The 23,927-nt window shown below is 42.6% G+C and carries 17 protein-coding genes and 1 pseudogene; 11 read left to right on the forward strand and 7 right to left on the reverse strand.

Annotated elements, in window-relative coordinates:
• Positions 1 to 292 (reverse strand): annotated as a pseudogene (locus tag BM739_RS17145) (group II intron reverse transcriptase/maturase); the annotation flags it as partial.
• Between the two features lie 728 nt (positions 293 to 1,020).
• The gene (locus tag BM739_RS17150) at positions 1,021 to 1,359 is read right to left on the reverse strand and encodes a cytosolic protein (RefSeq protein WP_076542876.1); all 339 of its coding nucleotides are present in this window, start codon (positions 1,357 to 1,359) and stop codon (positions 1,021 to 1,023) included.
• A 574-nt stretch (positions 1,360 to 1,933) separates the two neighbouring features.
• Between BM739_RS17150 and BM739_RS17155 the strand changes: the two genes are divergently transcribed.
• The 4 genes from BM739_RS17155 to BM739_RS17170 are packed head-to-tail and all read left to right on the forward strand — an operon-like array spanning position 1,934 to position 6,400.
• On the forward strand, positions 1,934 to 2,329 hold the full coding sequence (locus tag BM739_RS17155; protein ID WP_076542877.1) for an STAS domain-containing protein: 396 nt from the start codon (positions 1,934 to 1,936) through the stop codon (positions 2,327 to 2,329).
• Between the two features lie 39 nt (positions 2,330 to 2,368).
• Entirely contained in the window at positions 2,369 to 3,577 is a 1,209-nt protein-coding gene (locus tag BM739_RS17160) for a polysaccharide biosynthesis/export family protein (RefSeq protein WP_076542878.1), read from the forward strand.
• 10 nt (positions 3,578 to 3,587) lie between these two features.
• Entirely contained in the window at positions 3,588 to 5,165 is a 1,578-nt protein-coding gene (locus tag BM739_RS17165) for an exopolysaccharide biosynthesis protein (protein ID WP_254843576.1), read from the forward strand.
• Complete coding sequence (locus tag BM739_RS17170) at positions 5,120 to 6,400, forward strand: capsular biosynthesis protein (RefSeq protein ID WP_076542879.1); 1,281 nt, start codon at positions 5,120 to 5,122, stop codon at positions 6,398 to 6,400. The genes BM739_RS17165 and BM739_RS17170 overlap by 46 nt, the downstream gene beginning before the upstream one ends.
• A gap of 65 nt (positions 6,401 to 6,465) precedes the next feature.
• Here the strand turns inward: BM739_RS17170 and BM739_RS17175 are convergent, their stop codons facing one another.
• Together BM739_RS17175 and BM739_RS17180 are read right to left on the reverse strand one after the other, a co-directional pair.
• A complete protein-coding gene (locus tag BM739_RS17175; protein ID WP_076542931.1) occupies positions 6,466 to 7,122 on the reverse strand; it encodes an NAD(P)H-dependent oxidoreductase in 657 nt (218 codons plus the stop codon).
• 486 nt (positions 7,123 to 7,608) lie between these two features.
• A complete protein-coding gene (locus tag BM739_RS17180) occupies positions 7,609 to 7,983 on the reverse strand; it encodes a hypothetical protein (RefSeq protein WP_083698209.1) in 375 nt (124 codons plus the stop codon).
• Between the two features lie 357 nt (positions 7,984 to 8,340).
• Between BM739_RS17180 and BM739_RS17185 the strand changes: the two genes are divergently transcribed.
• From BM739_RS17185 to BM739_RS17210, 6 genes are all read left to right on the forward strand, one after another.
• Positions 8,341 to 9,666, forward strand: coding sequence for an oligosaccharide flippase family protein (locus BM739_RS17185; RefSeq protein WP_076542880.1), 1,326 nt, complete (start codon positions 8,341 to 8,343; stop codon positions 9,664 to 9,666).
• A gap of 10 nt (positions 9,667 to 9,676) precedes the next feature.
• Positions 9,677 to 10,735: a glycosyltransferase family A protein gene (locus BM739_RS17190; protein WP_076542881.1), complete on the forward strand. Its 1,059-nt coding sequence runs from the start codon at positions 9,677 to 9,679 to the stop codon at positions 10,733 to 10,735.
• A 219-nt stretch (positions 10,736 to 10,954) separates the two neighbouring features.
• The gene (locus BM739_RS17195) at positions 10,955 to 12,883 is read left to right on the forward strand and encodes a WecB/TagA/CpsF family glycosyltransferase (RefSeq protein WP_076542882.1); all 1,929 of its coding nucleotides are present in this window, start codon (positions 10,955 to 10,957) and stop codon (positions 12,881 to 12,883) included.
• A gap of 8 nt (positions 12,884 to 12,891) precedes the next feature.
• A complete protein-coding gene (locus tag BM739_RS17200; RefSeq protein WP_076542883.1) occupies positions 12,892 to 14,286 on the forward strand; it encodes a sugar phosphate nucleotidyltransferase in 1,395 nt (464 codons plus the stop codon).
• Positions 14,287 to 14,341: 55 nt separating this feature from the next.
• Positions 14,342 to 14,746 carry a glycerol-3-phosphate cytidylyltransferase gene (gene tagD, locus BM739_RS17205; RefSeq protein WP_076542884.1) on the forward strand — a complete coding sequence of 135 codons (405 nt, stop codon included), beginning with the start codon at positions 14,342 to 14,344 and terminating at the stop codon, positions 14,744 to 14,746.
• Between the two features lie 62 nt (positions 14,747 to 14,808).
• A complete protein-coding gene (locus BM739_RS17210) occupies positions 14,809 to 16,098 on the forward strand; it encodes a CDP-glycerol glycerophosphotransferase family protein (protein ID WP_076542885.1) in 1,290 nt (429 codons plus the stop codon).
• Between the two features lie 22 nt (positions 16,099 to 16,120).
• Here the strand turns inward: BM739_RS17210 and BM739_RS17215 are convergent, their stop codons facing one another.
• Together BM739_RS17215 and BM739_RS17220 are read right to left on the reverse strand one after the other, a co-directional pair.
• The gene (locus BM739_RS17215; RefSeq protein WP_076542886.1) at positions 16,121 to 19,351 is read right to left on the reverse strand and encodes a DEAD/DEAH box helicase; all 3,231 of its coding nucleotides are present in this window, start codon (positions 19,349 to 19,351) and stop codon (positions 16,121 to 16,123) included.
• Positions 19,352 to 19,540: 189 nt separating this feature from the next.
• Positions 19,541 to 21,493, reverse strand: a complete 1,953-nt coding sequence (locus tag BM739_RS17220; RefSeq protein ID WP_076542887.1) for a monovalent cation:proton antiporter-2 (CPA2) family protein — start codon at positions 21,491 to 21,493, stop codon at positions 19,541 to 19,543.
• A 180-nt stretch (positions 21,494 to 21,673) separates the two neighbouring features.
• Between BM739_RS17220 and BM739_RS17225 the strand changes: the two genes are divergently transcribed.
• Positions 21,674 to 22,570 (forward strand): GGDEF domain-containing protein, encoded by an 897-nt coding sequence (locus BM739_RS17225; RefSeq protein ID WP_076542888.1) that lies wholly within the window; start codon positions 21,674 to 21,676, stop codon positions 22,568 to 22,570.
• On the opposite strand, the gene tilS is transcribed toward BM739_RS17225, so the two are convergent.
• On the reverse strand, positions 22,547 to 23,920 hold the full coding sequence (gene tilS / locus BM739_RS17230) for a tRNA lysidine(34) synthetase TilS (RefSeq protein ID WP_076542889.1): 1,374 nt from the start codon (positions 23,918 to 23,920) through the stop codon (positions 22,547 to 22,549). The genes BM739_RS17225 and tilS overlap by 24 nt on opposite strands.
• Between the last annotated feature and the right edge of the window lie 7 nt (positions 23,921 to 23,927).

A 23,927-nucleotide genomic window follows, 5' to 3' on the forward strand; every position in this document is an offset into this window, starting at 1 on the left:
CGGGTTTGTCGATCTCTACGCGCCTGACCGCTGAGGGTTGGTATTCACYTCGCTCTAACTGATATTTACACTGTTGCCAGCCGCCTTGTTGCATCCAGAGCGGGAAGGCTTCGATGGTCATGCCATCGATGCCCGCCGCACCTTTATTGGCTTTAACTTGACGCCAAGCTCGGTGTAGATTTTCAGGTTCGAGCAGTTGTTGAAATAGATCGCGGTTGAAGGCCGGTTGCATATCAATACGCTGCCGATAGTAATCGTCTGGCGACGTAGTGGGTATCGATAAGTTTGACAAGACTCCTCCTTCTTCTAAATGTTCAGGCCTTCACCATGTCCCAATCATTACAATGGGCGTTGGGCTACTATGCCGTCTGCTGACTTCTGCTTAATCACATGCCAAGTTACCCCGTCATGCGCTATCGGTTTCCATCTGRTTCGCTCTTTTCAGTCGATGAWRYTGAAAAGCCAAGGCACTTATACACCAGAGCCTYACTGGTTAATKACCRATCGCGTGTTAAGCAGATCTCCCCAGATAAGAACATGAACTTTCTTTGCACTGCTGCATCATTTACGGTGGCCAWTAGATCACGTGGTTTCGTCGTCTTGTGCCAACTCACCTCTAGCCTACGCCTCATATGATGTTCTTGTTCATCAGCTCGCAAATTTGCTAGCGGCTTCCTCYGGACMAAACCTCGCGRTTAAGCCCTTGCCATTCGCTAGTAGTTAACGTTTAATAACAGTATGTTATTCTCTTTAAGAAAGAGTAACGGTGACCTTCCTACAGAGGACTTTCACCTCATTAGTTCATGCCCATGCTGGGCGTACACAAACGCATCAAGTCGCTCGGATAAACCGGGCTGGGACACCAAAACTACGCGGCGATTTAGTTTTGCAGCCCCTTATGCGGGCGTTACTAAATCATTTCTGTCCAGCTTCGTGCTGACGGGCTAGATCTCGTAACGCAGATATGCCCTATTCCTTGCTATGGATGCCCATTCGCCGATTTCAACATACTGAATAATTTCAGTCCATTCGAGTAATAAAGGTTTGCTCGTCATCCACAAAAGCCACAAAGCCGCCGTGATAGATAAATACCCGACCACGCCCCTCAACTAAGCAGGCAAGTTGTGGGCTCAAATCTTCTTCGTTATCCTGACGTTGAAAAGTGCCAGTATCTGTGATTACGCCGCTAAGTGTAGGCAAATATCCATAAGTGCGTTTGGCTTGCTCAATCAGGTTCAATTCGCTGGCGGTAGAGAAGCAAAAGGGGATCGTACCAGCTTCTTCAATAAATAACGTTTTCAGTTCTTCAAAAGCTGTAATCACCAGCCAGTCGATGCCGTTAACATGATGGATAAACATAGATTTTCTCGGTTATTCTAATGCGGCTATTTTATCACTACTAAGGGAGAACCTAGTAGAGATTTAGTTGCTAAAGTTATGTCCAGAGATTCATTAAACCAACTTGAAATACGTCTTTACTCAAATACAATTTAGCAAACAATCTATATCAAACAATCTATATCAAACAATCTATATCAAACAATCTATATCAAGCCAAAGCCGCTTTACGCTTTATCGATAATTTATATTATCGCTACTCAGGCTTAACCTTCCCTGCAATATAAATTAAATCAATACTGCGAATTGCAAATCCTAGGTCGTGAGGTCGTGATCAGTGCTGTTTGCATTCTGCAACGACATAGTTTCAAACCGCAATTAAAGCTTAGCAATAAGCAACCCACAGCCACGCCGCCTCAAAACAAAACCACAAACAACTGATTAATAACAGATAAATAATTGGCACGCATCCTGCTAACTATAGATTAAGCAGAGGATAAATGATTAATCCACCCCTTCAATTTTAGGCGTCATTTATCTCATCACGATTTAGTAAATCAAAGTTAGCGCATCAATAGATGTTTAGGAGCAGGTTATGAAATTTGAAATCAAAGTAGCCCAACACGCAAGCGTAGTAACATTACCTATCAGAATGTTTATGGCTCATACCCCAACTTACCGAGCGGCACTGGTTGATTATATTGATAGAGGCCATACCCGTTTAGTTATCGACATGCAGCATTTAGAGTACATCGATTCAAGTGGCTTATCTGTGCTGATCTCCGCCCGTAATCAAGCGCTGAATTATCAAGGCAACATCGTATTACTGTCACCGAGTCCTGCTGTACGTTCATTAATTGAATTAACGCGCCTACACCATATTTTTGAGATTTTTGAAACCGAGGCGTTAGCGTTAGATTTTTTACGTCATAGCAGCATTGTTGAACCTTCTGACTTTGATGAGCAAATCATTTCAGAGTTAGCAAGCTAAGCAGGAATCACTAAATCACGGACGTAAAGGGGAACAGAAATGAACATATTCAAATCACTACTTTCTATCACTATTATCGCAGGCTTAACGGCTTGCGTGACCCCTATGCAACCAGCCGAGCAAGATGTTTGTGATTTAGAGCAGCAACTCACTAGCTGCCATTACTTTGGCCAAAAAACGCCTTATAACAGAAAGGTCAGTGCTGTGACCTCAAACCATACGACTTTTCCTACTGCGCCAATTTTCGGTAATAAGTCGATGGTGGTTGATACCCAGCAAGCGTTGTCATTATCTGTGGGTGATAAAATTTCGGTAAAAATACTCAATGGTGATGAATTTAGTAAAGATGTGGAAGTAGATGCCGACGGCAATATTTATTTGCCTTATTTACCGCCAATTTCAGTTACAGGGCTGACTCTTAAGCAATTAAATAATCAAATCAGAAACATATTAATCGATGAAAATCTGATGCTGGCCCATGCGGTGCGTATCAGTATATTACCTATTAGCTGGGCGCCTATTGAAATCACCACCTCCGGTGCAGTATTTGAGCCGGGCCAGCACATGATCAACAAAAAACTCCCCATTGAACTTAAAGATGATGGCAGTAACTTTGCTGGTGACCAAGCCATTCAGCGTAATGTTGCCGCCGCGGTAAAGTCCTCTGGTGGGGTGCGCCCAGATGCTGATATTTCAGCAATCAAGGTCATCCGTAATGGTCAGGTTTTCAATATGGATTTACGTGGTATGCTAACAGGAGAGAAAGTACCAAACATGACTTTAATGGCTGGCGATCATGTACATGTTCCTTCAACGCATTCATTTAATGATCAATTAGCCAGACCTTCTCAATTGACAACGCCAGGGATCAGGGTATTTATGTCAAACTTAACGCAACCTGCAAGTTCAAATAGTCAGTCAGCAGTAGACCGTGAAGCGACACGCTTTCCTTACGGCACCCGCTTGCTAAATGGCGCCATTGCGGCCAACTGTGTCGGTGGTGCCCAAACCACCAATGCCAGTCGTTACGTTATCCTAGTGACTAAAAACCCATTATCTAATCAAATAGATGTTGTCGAACGCTCAATTGATGGCTTAATTCAAACGGCTTGGAATAATGAATCAAATCCAGTATTGCTCCCCGGTGACGGACTTGCCTGTTATGACTCTCGCGTAACTAATATCCGTGAAATAGCCAGAACAGTAACTGAATTGGTCGTGCCAACAACCCTTATCGGATGGTTGTAAGGAGACAATAATGAGCCAAGGAAACAGCAAAAGCGGCAAAGGCGAACAAAGCCAGAAACAAGCAGACTCAAGCGCAGAGGCGCGCACAAGCTCAAGCGCTGATACTGACGTTAAGCTTGATAACGAAACCCAAAGCGCACAAAGCGCTAGCACTAGCATCAAAACAGAGCAAGATTACGCCAGCTTTTCAGAACTTGCCTATTTATATTGGATTAAACGCGCCACATTAGAAGGCAGTCACTTAACCCCTAAAGCCCGTAAACGCCTGTACATCAAAACAGCCTTGATATCACTGCTCATTGTCTGGCTGTTGGTGGCTGTTTTTATTGCATTAACCCCCACTAAATACGAAAGTAAATGGGTGGTCATATTACCTGGGGTCGCTGCGGGGTCTTCCCTAAGCCTTGACAGTCTTGGTCAAGCAAGTAGCTCAAATAGCTCGCCTTATATGAGCTCTGCCATTGATCCAAGAGAGAATTTCAAAGCGATTTCCATGAGCAGCTTGCTGATGCAAACCGCTGCGTTTTATTTAAAAGTGCCTAGCAGTGAAATAGCAAAACCCAAACTTAAACTCCCCAGTCAAACGGGCTTAATGGAGTTTAGTATTAATGGCGCATCGCCAGAGCAAGCTCAAAAACGTGGCTGGGCTATGTATCGTTCTTTACAAGACATTCTTGACGATCTGCGTTTTGATGAAAATAGCCTGCGCGAGCGTGGTATTCAGCGTAGCCTGAAAAGCTATAACGCCCGAGTAAAGCAAACCCAAAAACAATTACTGGATTTTCAATCTGAGCGAGGCCTAATAACCCTTGATCAGTTTAAAGAGTTAGCCATCACCATTGAGCGCTTACGCCATAGTAAAGTAACCCTTTCAGCGTCACTGCAAGGTTTAAATGCCAGTTATGCTCTGTATGAAAAACACCTTGGCATTAATGACTCACAAGCTGCGATTTTACTCAAACTCAACAATGATAAGCTGTTTCAGCAGTTACTTGAAAAGCACAACACCGCCAATACCACCTACATTGAAAATGCCGGGCGCTTGGGTCGTCGTCACCCGACATTAGTCACCTTAAAAGCAGAATTAGACAGTATTTTCGATAGTATGAAGCAGCGCTTTAATACCATTATTGGATTTCAAGATGAGAAAATTTTGATGATGCTAACCGTGGATGATGTTGATGGCCGCGCAGTGATGATGCAAGAGTTCATTACCATAGCCTCCAAACGACAAGCGACGCAATCAGAAGTCGATTCACTGATCGCGCAAATTGATCAGTGGGAGCTACGTTTGCAGCACAGTAACGATGATGCCGCCAAGCTTGCAGATTTACAACGTGAACACCAGTTAGCCACAACGGTATTAACCTCTGCGATGGCAAAATTGGATGTGGGTAAATCAGATATCTACTCGGCTTACCCCATGTTGCAATTATTTTCGCCGCCGAGTTTAGCTCATTCTCCCAATAAATTAGCCAGCATACTAATTATCTTTGGTGGGTTAAGCGCTTCTTTCATGTTACTGCTAGGGTTGAGCATTTTATGGATCCGCAAACCATTGTTGCGCAAAATGTTGACGAAAAAATAATATACAACAGCATTGTTTATAGTTACTTATTTTGGCTGTTTGGTGCTTTATATGTCATTGCGCCTGTGATTGCATGGGTGCTATTTGCACGCTTACTTTATAAAAAACTTTCAGGTCAGCACACCTATAGAATTAGCATCAGCCATTATGTATGGGTGTTTGGCATGTTGTTCATGCTTATTGCCTTAGTGGTCGGCCACCTCGATTTTGGCTTAGGTATTGGCAAACTAATTAAATCATCTATTGGCTGGGCCAAAGGCTGGGCCTTACTGGCAATATTTCCGCTTATTGGCTGCTTATCTATTCGGCCTGAAATTATTTATCGCGCCTGCTGCAGAGTCTGCAAACATACTATTTTGCTGTTCCCGCTGTTTTTAATTGCTTGGAAAGTTGGCTTACCCAGCACCTTATATGTGTCGCCACTGAGCATTATTGGTGGTCCGGGGCCTGAGTTTTTCAGCGTCAGTTTATATGAAATCGACCCTGGCAGCGGCGTTCCCCGCTGGCGTCTGTTTACCCCATGGGCGCCGGCATTAGGCATGCTAGGTAACTTATATTTTATTTTTGCCGTACAAGAAAAGGATTCACGTTGGAAAAAGTGGGGCATTGCAGGCAGCTTACTAATGGTATTAATGTCGCAATCCCGCCTTGGTTTGGTGTGTTATTTCGCCTTAATCGGCTTTTTCACCCTATTTAAACTTGTGCGCTCACCTTTATTGTACTTTTTACTTAGCCCGTTAATGTTACTTATTGGGGTTGTCGGTGAAGCCACTATCAACAAAATACAAATCAGTATTGCCGCCATTAAAGCTGCCCGCGCCGATTCAACTCGCGTTCGTCAAGCTTTGGCGGATATTGCCGTTGAAAGGTGGATGAATGAAGCGGTGGTCTTTGGTCATGGCATCGTTGAGCGAGGGCCGCACATGGTGGAATACATGCCCATAGGTTCGCATCATACTTGGTATGGATTATTGTTTGTTAAAGGCGTTGTCGGCGCTGTAGCGTTAGCAATTCCGATGTTAGTCACCTTCTTGATGCTATTGATTCGATTATTTAGTCAGCCCATGGCCAGAGTCGGCATGGCAATTTTACTGATGTTGGGGTTATATACCTTCGGCGAGAATTTAGAAATTCTAGCCTATTTATTTTGGCCAGGATTAATTGTATTAGGTATGACGCTGCGAGCTGAAGAGCCTGAAGCCGTACTCAAAAAAGCCGCTGCATTGAAAGACTAATCATGGTGTTTTGTTACCTAAGTGGTAACAAAACACTGTCATCACAGCGGCTATGGCTTACGCCATTAAATAATTTGTATCACTTGATCAAATGCAAGACGCGACTTAGGTAAGCTGGCATTGTAATCTTCATCACTATGATGATAACCAATAGCTAAACCAACATAGCATTCATAACCATCTAATTCTTTGGCAAAAATATCACCGATAAGTTTACTATCAACCCCTTCCATTGTGGTCGAGTCAATACCTAAACGGGCTAAAGTATGCAAGGTGTTACCCAGTGCAAGATAAGCTTGAGATCGTGTCCAAGCCTCGTTATTGCCCTGTGCATCGGTATTTAATTCAGCAAAAGAGTAACCACCAAAAGCTTGCTCGCGGTTTTCAGGTTTTGTGCGACCATCTTCAATGCCCTTATCAACCACTTTGGCATAATCGTCACGGGTATAGTGAGGATTATGGGCAAATAAAATAATATGCGAACAGGCTTTAGCATGGGGCTGATTGAACTGATACTTATTGGCGAAAGTGTCGTGCATTCTTTGTTTTGCCGCATCACTTTCAAGCACAATAAACTTCCAAGGCTGTGAATTAATTGAAGATGCAGAAAGTCGCATCGCCTCACAGATCACCGCTAAATCTTCTTTTGAAACACGCTTTGAAGGATCATAACGCTTTGCTGTATAGCGATTATTTAAATCCTCAATAATTGGATGTGTCATATTTACTGTCTCCACTTTCATTAATATTCCCGGCTATCATCCACGGGAAATGCAACTGCCGAATGCCATAAGTTATAAAGTATGCAATAAAATCCATATCTTGCTTAGCTAAGCTAAGCTAAATAAAACTTAAAACAAATGCTTATTTAATAAGTTACTGTTAACTTTTTATGTGAAAAACTCTTATTAATTAAGCACTTTATATGGTTATAACCTTATTTAACCCCGCCATAGCAAACAGAATTAACATAACCTCCTAACCACATAACAGCGGTAATAATAGTCGCTAGGTCTCTAAGCTTAAAGGGGCTAATAGTTGTTACATTATCAACATTTTTTTGGTAATAGATAATTCACCCCCATAGCATGCACAGCGATGACCCCTTGTTATAATCGCAAACCGCTAACCGCTAAAGTGACGCAGAAGTCAGCCCTTGATAAGAGCTGATAATAATGGATAACACTCACATAGATAATAACAGTTAGTTACTGAGATAATTTCTGCTGCACATACGCGCACCAAGCCGTAGTGTGTCGATTAGGCACATCAGTGTCGCCCCTTACGCCTAACTTAAATTCAATCACCGACTGCCATTCATCTGAGCCTAAGTCGGGCCCATGGCCTTGACCATCCCCAGAAATCAGTTGTTGCTCTACTTGTTTAAACCAAGCTTGAGTACACAGGCTAGTTTCAGCTGCACTTGATTGTGCTGTTGCTTGCTTAGCCGATTGCGTAGCCGATTGCGCAGTTTGCTGCTTTGGCACATCTTGGCTACAGCCTGATAAGGTTACTCCAGCTAACAAGATTAAGCTCGCTGGTAGCAAACCCATACTCGCCAATAAAGAAGTCGATTTGTTCATTTGTCCATCCTGTTAATTTTGCCTGTCACTCACTTGCCAATACGCACTGGCACAGCTAATCGCTGAGGGATTAATAACTGCGGCATATCAATCCTAAACGGGTTAATGCCATACATCAAAGCAAACCAATAAAAAGCGCTTTGATGCTCTCAGTTAAAGTATTGCAAACTGCAACTGCCCTATCTCAATTTGCTAAAACACCTCAACAGTATTAGTTCCCAATAACACAAAATACTATTAAAACAACGAGATAAAAGTTGGCACGATAAGTGTAACTCCCCTTGTAAGCAGTCAGCTAGTCCTAATTTGAATTTGCAAACAACATCAAATTAGCTAACAAGATCAAGGGTACAAATAATGCAAACAACCACTAACTCACTAGGTCCTAAAACGACCGTCAACCAGATGCTGAATCAAGGCATCCGTACATTGGGTAAAAACCTAATGTGGTTGGCGAGTGCTCAGTTTAGTGGCCGCATTGTGAGATTAGCAGCTAGCGTGATAACCGCGAGATTACTGACACCTGAAATCTTCGGTCAAGTGGCCATTACCTTAACCCTATTTGAATTAATTTGTACTCCAACTCGCCGGATTACTTCAGCTGCACTTATTCGCATGAATGATACCGAGTTTAAAGACAACTTAGCCAGCGCCAATGTGATTAACTTCGGCGTCTGCCTTATTGCCTTTGCACTAATGAGTTTAATCAGCTTACCACTGGCTTATTACTACCAAGACAGCCAACTTGTTTTGCCTATCTTGTTTGTTGCCAGCAGCTATTTATTACTGCCATTTGGCATGTTGTACGCCACGGTGAACTTACGTAACAACAATATGCGTAAAGTGGCTAGCGCCAACCTTTGGCAAACCGTGGGCGATGGCATCTTAACTGCAATACTTGCACTGAGCGGCTTTGGCTTGTGGGCCATTATCATCCCTAAAGTGGTGATGGTATTGGTCTGGATTTACCTACATAAAAATGGCAATCCGTTACCGACTTTTACCCAAAAAGCCTCCGTTAAAAATGTTAAATCAATCCTTAGCTTTAGCATTCCGGTGAGCTCAAGCGATTTGATTAACACCCTAAGACAAAGCATTGATTATCTGGTTATTGGTTACTTTATGGGGGTTGAGGCATTGGGGGTTTACTTCTTTGCTTATAACGTCAGCTTGGGGATCAGTTTAGGGCTAGTTCAAAGCTTTGGTACCGCGTTTTACTCGCACCTTTGTAGCGACGATAAAATCGCCAGCAATGCAGCAAATAGCCAACAACTTGCTAAGCAGAAGTTTCGCCACAGTGTGATGGCCATTAGCGCGATTACCGCCCCTATCATCATCTTACAAACAACACTTGCGCCCTTTTACGTGCCATTTGTATACGGTGAGCAATGGTTAACAACCGATGCCATTTCAGTGTTCATCTTCTTATGTTTAAGCGGCCTTGTTCGCCCAATGGCAGAAGCCGCCAGTCAGTTATTACTTGCCCACGGCCATAGCCGTTTAAATTTCAAACTCAATTTAGCTATCACCGCTTTGTTAACTCTGGTGATCAGTGTTGCAAGTCAGTTCAGCTTAAGCACAGTCGCACTGAGTGTGATGATGACTTACTTAATTATTATGCCTTGGCTTTGCTGGTACAGCAGCCGTATCTCATTTAATCAACCAACTGTTACAAACAGTTAAGGAAAACATTATGTCTCCTAGAATCTCAGTAGTAATGCCAGTTTATAACGTTGAACAGTTTGTTAAATCGGCTATTGAATCAGTATTAAAGCAAACCTATGACAACTTCGAGCTATTGATTGTTGATGATCGCGGTGATGATAATAGCATGCAAATATGTAAACAATTTATCGGCGATCCAAGAGTACATATCATCCGCCATCAAACCAACAAAGGTTTAGCTGCGGCAAGAAACACCGGTATTCGTCATTCATTAGGTGAGTTTGTAGCCTTTATTGATTCTGATGATCTATGGCACCCTGAAAAACTCCAACGCCATGTGGTGCATTTAGATAAGAACCCACAAGTTGGATTAAGTTTTTCACGCTCAAGCTTTATTGACTATCAAGGTAAATTTATCGATTTTTATCAAATGCCAAAACTTTTTGACATTGATGCGGCCCATTTATTATGCCGTAACCCTGTAGGAAATGGCTCTGCGCCGGTTATTCGCCGCAGCACCTTAAACGACATACGCTTTCAGCCAGCAAGCAGTAAAAATCGCCACAGCTGCTACTTTGATGAAGACTTCCGCCAATCAGAAGATATTGAATGTTGGTTACGTATTGCTGCAACCACCTCTTGGGAAATTGAAGGGCTACCAGAGCCATTAACTTACTACCGTTTAAATCACGGTGGCTTATCAGCAAACCTTGAGAAGCAATATGCCTCATGGGAGAAAATGATTGAAAAAGCCCGTGGTTTTGCTCCTAAATTATTAAAGCAACATGAAGAGTCTGCTCGCGGATTCCAGTTACGATACTTATCAAGACAAGCTATTCGCATTGGTGATGGCAGCGCTGCTGTAAAGCTGTTTAACCGCGCGATGAAAGCATCACCTAGCATTATAAGAAGTGAAACCTTTAAAACCGTCACCACCATGATTGCCGCATATGCGCAGTGGATAATACCTGCTTGGGGTTATATCGCTATCGAGGCTGTTGGGCAAAAATTTATCGGCATTTTACAAAAACTGCGTATTTCACGTGACGGCGTTTCAAGTGAATTTATGCAAGAAAGTAAATTGTAACCCGCAGCGCTTATCTCATCTTCCCTGTTCTGGCTTTGCAGTGCGATTCGCATTCTGCAAAGTCAGCTTTTTATTGTAACCCCCATGCTAAAAACTCACCACTTAAACCAGCCAAAAAATACAATAAAACACCATTAATTAGATGCTTAATAAATATGGAACAGTTCGTGCAATAACAAGGTATCGAACGATTAATCATTGCATTTTATGAGGTATGGTATGGACGCTCATCAATCAGTAAACACTCAAACCCAGTCGCAGGCATCTAGTGCAACCTTATTGTCTGTCCGCGTTTTTGATTGCTTTATGGCGATAATATTACTGGTTTTAATGCTACCAATAATGGTGTTTAAAACCTTAATACTTGCCTGCTCAAAGCAAGCTATTTTCGACACCATTTACATTCATGTATCAGATCGCCAAGTCGCGCTGTATCAATTTAACCAAGGGCGCTTTTCAAGACTGCCGTTTTTATTGGGGATCATTAAAGGCGATATTGGTTTTTTAGGCAGTGCCTTTGAGTATTGCGTGTTTGAGCCAAGTTCAGCCAATAGCCGCCCTGGTGTTTTTTCCATTGAAAAAATGCAGCGCAATATGGGGATTGAACATATCAATAACGCTGCCCCTGAATTTAGCAGCTTATTTCATTACCTAATTAACCTAGGTAAGTGCCTAATTTGCCGTTTAATTGTTGTCTCTACTGAGCTGAATTACCCTGAGCAATTCAACTTACTTGGGGTCAATATTGATAATAATAAAATGGCTGACAGTGTTGAAAAACTGGTTAATGCAGCGCAGCAATCTGCGGGCGATGAAACCCAACATTTTGCCTTTGTAAATGCAGACTGCTTGAACATTGCCTCAACAGACAGCTCTTATAAAAATATCCTCAATCAATGCCAACAAGTTTTTGCTGATGGTAGTGGTGTCCGTATTGCTTGTCAGCTACACGGTATCGGCCTTAAAGACAATGTAAATGGTACTGATATGCTGCCAATACTGTGTCAACGCGCCAGTGAGCAAGGGATAAAACTGTTTTTTCTGGGGGCTGCTGCTGGCACTACTGAAGAGGCGGCGACCAACCTCAAACAGCAATACCCAGATTTACACATAGTGGGCTGTCATCATGGTTATTTAAATGAGCGCAACCAACAAGAAGTGATTGAGCAAATCAATCAATCTGGGGCGCAGCTCCTACTCGTCGGCATGGGCGCATCTAAGCAAGAACACTGGATTGAACAGCATAAATATCAACTAAATGTGGGCGCAGCCGTTGGGGTTGGTGGACTGTTTGATTACTTCGCCAATAATGTTTCTCGTGCACCTATTGCCGTCAGACAAGTAGGAATGGAATGGATATGGCGCTTAGCACAAGAGCCACAACGCATGTGGAAACGCTACGTGGTGGGTAACCCGCTATTTTTAGCGCGAGTGTTAAAGCAAAAACAACAGCTAAATTTGGCCTCAGCCACCAGCCAAGCTAAGGCTCAGCCGCTATCAGCTGTTTCAAATCACAACCGTCATTGGTACTTCTTTAAAATCAAATGTGGCCAATTTGCAAAACGCACATTCGATATTGTTGCTGCTAGCATTTTGCTAATTTTATTAGCGCCTTTATTTGCGTTAACCGCATTAAGTATCCGAATTGAGTCGAAAGGGGCGATCTTTTTTTCACAAACACGCAGTGGCATAAATAACCAGCCTTTCACCATGTGGAAGTTTCGCTCAATGTATATTGATGCCGAGCAAAGGTTAGAAAAAATCAAACAAAACAATGAAATGCAAGGTGGCGTCATTTTTAAAATGAAGCAAGATCCGCGTATTACCACCATGGGAAAACTTATCCGCAAAGCTTCAATCGATGAGTTACCACAACTTTGGAACGTTTTAATTGGTGATATGTCACTAGTTGGCCCAAGACCTGCACTACCTAATGAAGTAAGCCAATATCAGTTAAGCGACCGTCGCAGATTAGGGGTAAAACCTGGCATCACCTGCATTTGGCAAGTTAGCGGACGCTCAGATATTCCTTTTGATAAGCAAGTAGAACTGGACATTGATTACATCTACAAACAATCGCTTAAAGAAGATATCACACTGTTATTAAAAACTATTCCAGCTGTACTTTTGGCGCGTGGCGCCTACTAGGAGACCTTATGCAAGCTATCGTATTTGCCAACCGCAATGGAAATGAATTAGCGCCGCTAAACCAGCAATATTGCCCAGCGCTATTACCGCTAGCAAACAAGCCTCTAGTGGAGTACACCCTAGAAGATTTAGCGGATGCAGGCATAACCCAAGTCAAAATGGTGATTTGCGCTGATGCAAAACAAGTGGAAGCCCAAATTGGCAATGGCCAGCAATGGGGTTTGAACATTGAGTATTTTTTAAGTAAGCCACAAGAAGCTGTAAATAGCGTGCTTGCCAGAATGCATATCGATAACACCAGCCAGGCATTAGTGGTTCGAGGCGATATATTAAGAAGCCCCTGCCTAGAGCGTTTTGTGGCATTTTCCAGCATGGTACCGGCCAAATTTGTTCACGCAACAATGGCGCAGCGTAACCCTGGAATGATGATGCTACCCGCTGGCTGGAAACACCATCAATTGCTTAACTGGCCACTGCAAACCACAGCGGTAGATCATGACGATAGCATCGCCCAAGTGCTTCATGGTCAGTGCTTTTATTTAGACAGCTTGTCAGGCTATGTGGCAGCCACTGAATTTGTGATTTGTAGTCAGATATTTAGCAGTAAAGGTCGCAAACACCAAACAGGCTCAAGCAGCCAAAGCCTTATGGTTGAAGCGCAATGCGAGCTGCCGCAATTAGATAATGCGGACGTTTATGGTGCAATTGGTGAATACACCAAAGTGTCTCATAAAGCCCAATTAACTGATGCAGTGGTGGTGGGAAAATACTGCTTTATTGAAGATAGCCAGATTCAAAACAGTATCATTTTGCCTAACACCTATGTTGGGCCGCAATTATCGGTCAACAATAAAATCATTTCCCAAGATTTGATGATTGACCCGCAAACTAGCAGCTGGAGCAGAATTGAAGATCAAAGTTTAATCGCCACATCGACCCAAAGCGCCAGTAATTACCACACGCTAATGCAGCGTGGACTAATGATGATGTTTTATATCTTACTGTCACCACTATTACTGACCTTATTTGTGGGGGCATTGATCATCAAGCCTAAAAAACCTGTGCTGACTGAAACCGTGATTAATAACCACAATAAAGCCGTTAAAGCGCACAAGTTTAATTTTAACAACAAGTTTTTTGCACTACTGCCACAGCTTTGGTTAGCAGCCAAAGGCGATTTAGCCCTATTTGGCGCATCGAGTAAGCATCAACATTTGCATGACAGCAACACCCGTTATGGGGTCTATGGACCGGTGCAATTGAATTTTGACCAGCATACTCCTGATGAAGAAATACAAATGGTTGAAATGGAATTTGCCCAAGCGCAAAAGCCACTGTACCTAGCAAACATGTTGCAGCAAAAGCTTCACCACCAACAAGCTGACATCATCATTAAAAGCTAAATTGATTTTAAATTAGAGATTGTAACTAATTACTGATTAAACAAGGATATTCATTATGAAAACCATCATTACTTACGGTACATTTGATTTATTCCACTTTGGCCATGTGAGATTATTTGAACGCCTAAGCAAAATGTGTGATCAGCTCATTGTTGGGGTCTCTACCGATGAATTTAATGCCTTAAAAGGTAAAGCCGCTTTCTTTAGCTATCAGCAACGAGCAGAAATTGTCGCGGCTTGTAAATATGTATCAAAGGTCATTCCTGAGCAAAACTGGCAACAAAAATCAGCTGATGTTAGCCGCTTTGATGTTGATATTTTTGCCATCGGTGATGATTGGCAAGGTGAATTTGATTTCTTAAAAAGTCAGTGCGAAGTCATGTACCTCACCCGTACCGACGATATTTCAACCACTGAGATTAAAAATAACCTCGCGGTTAAATCTGTTAATGCGGCCTAAGCTTATTAGCAGTTTAGTGCTATCTTTGTATTTAAAGGAATTTACAGTCAAGGAGACATTGCATGAGCCAATTTATTGCCAATTGCATCAAATATGTCATGACTCAAAGCGTGTATTTTTTATCTGGCTTAACGCCAAGAACGCGCAAAGCAGTGATGGGATGTTATAAAAATAAATTTGCCGATAATAGCAAATACCTGTTTTTACATTGGCAGCACAATAAAACGATACGCGCGATATGGATAAGTGGCGATAGTGATGTGATTAAGGCATTAAGCCAGCAAGGCTATGAAGCTTATCACCGCTGGAGCGCTAAAGGGGTTTATCATGCATTAACCGCTGAGTTTTATTTTTATACCAGCTATATTGGTGATATTAATCAGTACTTTGCAAAAGGTGCGACCAAGGTTAATTTATGGCATGGCTCGCCGCTAAAACGTATTGAGTATGATATTAACAACGGCCCTTTATTAAGGGTTTATCACCCCCAAAGCCTGAGTGAAAAACTTAACGCAGCAAGTTTATACCACCAGCAAAAAGTAAAACCTGACTATATGATTGCCCCCAGTGATTTAGTGGCTAATCTTTTTGCCAGCGCCTTTAACATCAATCTCAAGCAAATGCTCCATTGCGGTAATCCGCGCACGGATTATTACCGCCACTATCCCCAAGCAAGCTCCTTAGTGGATGAACTTAAGCAAATTAATCACGCTGAGCGTATTATTCTTTATGCCCCATCATGGCGTGATGCATCAGCACTTGCTGAAAAGCAATCGAATCCTTACTTACAGGCATTTGATTTTGAGTTGTTATCAGCTTACTTAGTAGCGACTAAGCAGCTATTTTTATTACGGTTTCACCCTAATGAAGCCCAGCTTGGCAATGAGTTATCTGATTACCCCAACATCATTAATATCAGTGACTGGCAAGATACCTATGAAATTATTAATGAGGTGGATCTATTAATTACCGATTATTCGTCTTTGTATATCGATATGCTGCAAAGCCAAGCAGATATTGTGTTTTATCAATTTGATCAGCTGCAATATAGCACTGACAGCCGCCAATGCTACGACTATGCCGCCTCTATTCCTGTAGCAGGTTTGCAGCTAACTGAATTTAGCCAACTTATGGCTTACCTTGCAGCGTCGTTGGATGAAAACGGCTCCAGTCAACAAACTGAGCGACACTCTCATCAACAAACTCATCAACAAACTCATCAACAAACTGAGAATTTCATTGAGCAACAACTTGCACATAAAAAAAATAGAGCTGAGTTATCTCAGCTCTATTGGCAATATCAACATATCAATGTGTTTGATTGTATGGACGAGTTTGTTAAGGCGCAATAAAGCCCTATTAGCTACTTACTAACTAGCGAAGCAGTGACAACAAATCATCTGCATTACCCGTCCACTGGCTTTTAGCACTGCCTGCAAGAATGCTATCAGCTAGGCTTTGCTTGTGCTGCTGCATCTCTTGAATTTTTTCTTCTACCGTCCCTTGAGCAATCAGTTTATACACAAACACAGGGTTAAGTTGACCGATACGGTGCGCCCTATCTGTAGCTTGCTTTTCAGCTGCGGGGTTCCACCATGGGTCAAAATGGATCACGGTATCGGCGGCAGTTAAGTTAAGTCCTGTGCCGCCCGCTTTTAAGCTAATCAAAAACACCGGTATTTCGCCTTCTTGGAAAGCATCAATTTCAACCTGACGGTTACGGGTTTGCCCGGTAAGCTTGCTATAGCTTATGCCTAAATCAATCAACTCTTGCTCAATTAGCGCCAACATACCGGTAAACTGGCTGAAAATAAGGATTTTACGGCCCTCTTCAACCATCTCAGGTACATTCTCAGTCAGCCAAGTGAGTTTGGCGTTATCTTTGACGTACTGCGCTTGCTCTAGCTTCACTAAGCGTGGATCACAACAGGCTTGGCGCAGTTTAAGCAGTGCATCTAAAAACTCAATGTGACTGCTTGATACACCTTGTTTCGCAAACAATTCACGTAATTTTTTCTCCATCACTAAACGGATACTTTCATATAAATTACGCTGATCTTTTTCTAACTCTAAGGTTTGAATGATAATGGTTTTTTCAGGTAGCTCCGACATTACTTCACTTTTGGTGCGGCGCAGTAAAAACGGCGCGATACGATTTAGCAATATCGCCGATTTTTCAGTATCAGCTTGCTTTTCAATCGGGCCTCTAAATTCTTTATTAAAGTAATTATGCTGGCCTAATAACCCCGGTAAGCAAAAATCCATTAATGATTTTAATTCGCCTAAATGATTTTCAAGTGGCGTACCTGATAAGCACAATCTAAATTGGCCTTTGAAGGTTTTAAGCGCTTGAGTGACTTTTGCTTGGGCATTTTTAATCTGCTGCGCTTCATCTAAAATAATATGTTCAAAGCTGTATTCGCTATAGAACAATTCATCACGCAAGATCAAAGGATAAGTGGTCACAATCACATCGTAATCTTCAATCTGCTCAAGTAATGCCTGACGTTTACTGCCATGTACCACCAGCACTTTTAAACTTGGGGTAAACTTTTGTGCTTCTTTAAACCAGTTGCCCACTAAGCTGGTTGGGCAAACAATTAAACTGGGCCTAAATGCCCGCGGATTAACTGCGCTACTTTGTTGCTTTGATTGTTTCGCTTTAAGTAAAAATGCAAGCGTTTGCAAGGTTTTACCTAGCCCCATATCATCAGCAAGAATACCGCCTAATTGGTATTCTTTTAAGAAACACAGCCAGTCATAACCTTGCTTTTGATAATCACGTAAGGTGGCATTAAGCCCTTCAGGCAACGGCGCTGACTCTATGCCTTTAAATTCGGTAAGTTTATTGGCTAACTGTCTAACGCGCTCACCATTAAGTAACCGAATATCGCTTTCTGATAATTCATTCAATAAGTCAGCCCGATTACGAGGGACTTCAAGTTGGTCGCCACCACCACGCTGGAATAACTCTTGGATAACCGAAATAAGCGGTTTAATGGTTTTGGCTTTAATCTTCACAAAGCGGCCATTAGGCCCTGGCAGAATAAGCTCTTGTTCGTCATCTGGCTCGCCATTTTGCTGCAGCCAACGGGCAACTAAACTTAATAACGGCACACTTTGACCATCAATATCAGCATTAAGTGACAGTGAGAACCAGCCGCTGTCTTCATCATCGTCAAGGTCAACTTCAATGTCGGCTTCAACAATATTAAGGTCAAACTCTGGGGCAAACTCTACGTTGTAGCCTAAGTCTTCTAAGGTCATCACCCCGAAGGTGGTGAGCTGGGCCCACTCATTTACCATATCAGGCATTAAGCCTAAACTGTAAAAGCTACTGGCATGGTTATAGGTCAGCAGGCTGTTATCAATAAGTTGTAGTTGCAAGCTTTGTAGTATTTGCACCACTTGCGCTTCTTGCTCAGGATCACGATGAATTTGATACTGGACTTTACCTTGCTTAATCAAGGTGATTTTTTCGCGGGCTAATTTGCCTGACAACAGCATATCGCCATAGCTAAACTGCAACTGTAATACCGGCTGCATAACGGCGCTGTCGCTTAATTGCACCATGGTAAAAGTCAGCTTGGCAACTAATGCCTGCTCAATCTCATAAAATTCAATTTCACTGGGTACAGGCACACTTTTAGGGGAAAAGTGACGCAGCATTTTATCGCTAATATCGTCGACTTTATCTAATGGCACTGGCGGCATTTGTTGCAATAGCTTTAATTTTTCAACGCTTAAGTCAGTGTCTAAATGGCCAATCTTTAGATAGTCTAAATCCATGAACATCGGTGGATTGGTGGCTATAAACTCCCAGTTTTCAAGCTCAGGCATGGTCATACTGATTTGCGTATGGCGAGCGTCAGTTTCTTGCCAAATAAAGTCTGGGGTTAACGCGCGGGTCATCTGAATTGGGGTGCGGCTTTCTTCCCAAAAGCAACTGCCAAGCTGGATCATCTTATTTAATGCGAGTGCGCAAATTTCACCTTCAAGATAGATTTTTGAGGCACTTTTTGAAGACGATAATAATAAGCTAATGATTTGGCTATCTTCGGCGTTAATCCACCATGGCAGATGATACTTCACATCGTTCAGCGCAACTTTACTGCCTTTGTTGAATTGCTGTTTTTTGTTTAATTTACTGCGTTTAAACTCAACAAAAATACCATGATGATCGCTTGATAATACAAAGATGATCCGTTCTTTGTCTTCATCATCTTCGGTCTGTGTGAGGGTGTCTTGCTTATCTAATTGTAAGATCCATTGGCTAAGGCGCTGCTCTTCAACTGGCTTTTTATCCACTAACGCCAGTAACGCTGCGGCAACGTGCTTACAATTGCTAGCAACAGGGCAAGTACAATGAGATTTCATCACGATTTTATGATTGACATTGACCAAGCTGATGTCTTGACGATAAGGCTCGGTGGCGGTTCCTACCACATAGGATTCAACATTGTGGTTATCTTGACTGGCGTGAACGTCGAGTACCCGCCCCTCAATCAAATAATTCTGCGCCTTTTGCAGTTGAGTAGATGAAAATAGCTTAGCAACAAGTTCTAAGGTAATTTTTATTGGAAGATTAAACAATTTGGCCGACATGCATTATTCCATACGAGCTGTAGCAAAAGATGGCTACACAACAACGAGCGTAACCATCCATTCTATGGAAGATGTCAGTAAAATTCTACCGTGACATGCGCTTTAATGATTTTTTTTAAAGCTAATGTCATAGTGTGGTCAAGTATAGTGATGCTACCCTTGTTACTAACCTTGTCACTAACCCTATAACTAACCTTGTAATAAGTGCTCTTCAACGGCTTCAATTGCACGAGGTTTTCCCACCACCATCACAATATCACGGCGCTCAAACACCCAATCATCTGGCGGTGGACTTAACTCCTCACCTTTGCGCCTCACGGCTCGGGCTTCAACATGAAATTGCGACCAATCTATATCGGTGAGTTTCTTGCCGATAGCATCTGCGCCTGTATCTAACGCCACGGCGTGCAACAACTCCAAGGTAAAATCGGTTTCGGCGCCAGTGAAAAAGCCATGTAAATATTGGTAGTGATTACGGCGCTCAGACTCTAAACGTTTAATAATTCTTGGTAGCGGCACGCCGCATTTATACAGCACTTGCGACACTAACATTAAACTGCCTTCGAGCTTTTCTGGAATGACTTGAGTGGCGCCAGCTTGTGTTAAATTTTCTAATTCAGCATCATCTGTAGTGCGAACAATAATTTTAGTTTCAGGGGCTAATTTACGTGATAATGCTAAGCAGTCTTCAACCTGTCTTGACTCACCAAAGGTGATCACCACCATACTGGCTCGGCGAATGCCTATTTGCTTTAACAAGCCCATTTTACAGGCATCACCAAAATAGACAGGCTCGCCTGCAGCGCGGGCTTCAGAAACACGTTTAGGATCTAAGTCCAGCACCACAAATGGCACCGCTTCGGTTTTTAAAAAACGCGCAATGGTTTGCCCTACACGGCCATAACCCAATATTAATACCAAGTCGCCATCATCAGGGCTGGGTAAAATGAATTCTTCATCCATTTGATCTTTACTATTGGTTTTACCCTCAATTTTTGCTGCAATATCAACACAATGCCTGACTAACCAAGGCGCGATGGACATGGATAACACCGCCACCATCACTAAAATGGTACTCATTTGAGTTTCTAATAGCTGATAATTAACCGCCAAGGCTAATACCACGAAACTGAATTCGCCCACTTGAGCCAAACTGATGGCGGTACTTAATGCCACTTTAAATTGCTCGCCCCCAAGCTTTAATAAACCAAACACCACTAAGATTTTGGTCATTAACACTGCAATGAGGATTAATAAAATTTGCCACCAAAACTCAGCAACAATGGCAAAATTTAATAGCATGCCGATGGAGATAAAAAACAGTCCCATCAGTAAATCTCTAAATGGTCTAATATCCGCTTCTAACTGACGTCGATACTGACTTTCCCCTAACAGCATCCCCGCTATAAAGGCACCTAACGCCATGGATAACCCCAGCCACTGGGTAAACGCCCCAGTCACTAACACCACCACTAAGGTTGATAATACAAACAATTCATTAGAGCGAGAGCGGGCTACTTCATCAAAAATACGCGGTAAAATCCATTTACCAAATGACATCAATGCTAAAAAGGCCAAAATACCCGTGAACAGCCCCCAAGCTATTTCAACTGCGCCCATGGCTTCACTGCTAGGAGATAACAAAGGTAAGACGATAAGTAGCGGAACCACGGCAATATCTTGAAATAACAGCACACTGACAGAGAGCTCGCCATGACGGCGACGCATCCAGCCTTGATCATTAACCAGTTTTAGCACAATCGCCGTTGATGATAGCGCCACAGCAGAGCCAATCACCACTGCAGCAACCATATTTTGACCAAATAAGTAGGCCACTAAACCGGCAATTAATGCGGTGAACGTCACCTGAGCACTGCCTAAACCAAATACTGTGCGGCGCATAGACCAGAGCTTAGGAACCGAAAACTCTAACCCTAAGCTAAACATAAGCAGCACCACACCCAATTCTGCCACTGAATGCATTTGCGCTTGAGTAAACCAATGAAAGCCACTCGGTCCGCTGAAAACCCCGGTTAATAGATAAGCCAATATTGGCGGTAAACCCACTCGGCGTAACAAGGAAATTGCCACAATCGCAATGACTAGCATTGAGAGAATATGGATGAAAATACTGTGCTCCATAAAGGCATGTTCTCCGAGTCAATAAAATAACGATTAGATAAACAGTCTATTAACAAAGTGGCAAATTAACAATAACCTTATGAAAATGGTAAACAAATAATAACAGGCATAATTATTGCTTCATAAATTCATCAAACGAATAACAATTAGAAACTTGAAATCATCATTGGGATAATAGCTATGGACTACGCAGTAACGTCACAACCATACCCGAAGCTAACTATAAGTAAATCAGAAGCTTATTATAAAATATCCGATGAACAACCTAGGCTTAATTTACTGACCGTGTTACAGCAATTACATTCAAATTTAGACCCTGAAAGCGTTTTTGCCAGCTATGGCAAAAGCATCGGACAAGTTTTGCCGATCCGCGGCATTCAGCTTAATCACCAATTAAAACTGAATTGGGGTCGTTGCCAGGGGCTCAGTATTCAGCGAGTAATCACCGGTTTTGGTGAGCCCTATAGCATTAAATATTACTTATCTACGCCACTGACACCCAGTCAAACAAGATTGTTAAACACCTTAGAAGAACTGTTCAATCAGCCATTACATAATGCCTACCAATATGCACAGATGTCGAATCAAGCGATGTTTGATGCCCTGACTGGGCTAGGTAATCGCTATTATTATCGGCAAAGTATTAAGAGTGCACTGGCAAGAGCTAACCGAAAACAAGCTGATATTTCTCTGATTGTGCTGGACTTAGATAACTTTAAAAACCTCAATGATCAACATGGTCATAAACTGGGGGATACGGTATTAAAAGAGTTTGCTGATTTATTAAATGATGCTATCCGCAATACTGACCAAGCATTTAGAATTGGTGGTGATGAATTTATTATTATAGCCCAAGGAAAAGAACATACGATGACACCTTTGTGTGAACGTATTATTGCGGCAATAAATAGCCACCCATTAACCAGTGCATTTAAGGTGCAATGCAGTATTGGGGTCGCTGAGTTTTTACCACCACAAACCCAAGACAAACTTTATGAAACTGCAGATATGGCGCTGTATGCAGCAAAAGCCGCCGGTAAAAACGGCTTTAAATTAAGTATGCAAACAAACGCCTAACTCGTTATGGCTGGCAAGATAGCGTTTATCAACCCAAAAACCAATGGCGGCAACTAAGGTGTCATTGTAAAAAATAAGCGGTATTTTATGCCTTTGCCAAGGTGGCACGGCTAGCTCCTGCCAAACTTTTTTAAGCTCACGGCCCTTATCACGAAAATGCGGCTGACAACGAATACTGCCTTTGGCGCCAAATGAGATAGTCACTTGCTCCGTTGTCGCTAACCTTAGTCGTACTCCGGTTTGCGTTAAACCAATAGCGCAGTCAGCTTGCTGATTCATCTGCGCAGTTAAATTCAATTGCTTGCCAGTACACAATGATTGAATATTGCAAATCAACTCAACATCATCTGGCTTTTCATTACTAACAGGCACCAAAAATGCCTTGCCAGCAAAACGCTTTATTGAGTAATCAGCACAATTAACGTCCACCTTGGCATCATCAGCGGCATAGATCAGCTGCTGTAACATTTGCTCTAGCTGCGATTGAGACGGCAAATTAAACCCTAAAGATTGAATAAAGCCCCGCAGCAACAGTGCTTGCCATTGAGGTGTTTGCGCTGACAAGTGCTGTAATTTAAAAGCGGGCAACTCAAATGGCGTTGCGGTATCAAGCCATGCGGGTAAGCGAGTAGCAACTTCATCTTCAATCACTTGCTGCTGCTCAGCGCATAATTTTGCACTGCGTGCTGCGGTGGTGGCAATACTTGGCCAGCGCGCTTTTAGTCTCGGGATGATCTCATGACGCAAAAAGTTACGGTCAAATTGCTCATCTTTATTGCTTTCATCTTCAATGTGCTTAAGTTGATTATCACGGGCAAAATCTTCAATTTGCTGGCGAGTGACATCAAGCAATGGCCTTACTATCCAGCTTTGATGATTAAATGGCTGCATGGCGCCCATGGCCGCTAAGCCTTTGGGGCCTTGACCACGCTTAAGGGCTAATAAGAGGGTTTCCAGTTGATCATCTTGATGATGGGCGGTGAGTAATATATCGCCCTGATTGAGATAGTGTTTAAAAGCCTTATAACGGGCATCTCTGGCGAGGGCTTCTAAACTTTGTCGCGCAGCTTTTTGAATTGAGACACGTTCAATTTGAATGGGTAACTGATAGTGCTTAGCCTGAGTAAGACAATGATTAACCCAATGCTCAGCATTGTCACTGAGTCCATGATGAACGTGGACCAATAAACAAGGGATATTAGGGTGCTGCTGGGCAAACTGACTTAAGCCATAGGCAAGGCATTCAGAATCCACCCCGCCACTGTAAGCTAATACTAACTTAGCCTGAGGCTGAGCATTTAATAGCGGTAGCACCAGCGCTTGTATCGCTTTGCAAATATCTACGCTCATTGGATAC

The sequence above is a fragment of the Shewanella sp. UCD-KL21 genome, from assembly GCF_001957135.1.
Classification (GTDB): domain Bacteria; phylum Pseudomonadota; class Gammaproteobacteria; order Enterobacterales; family Shewanellaceae; genus Shewanella.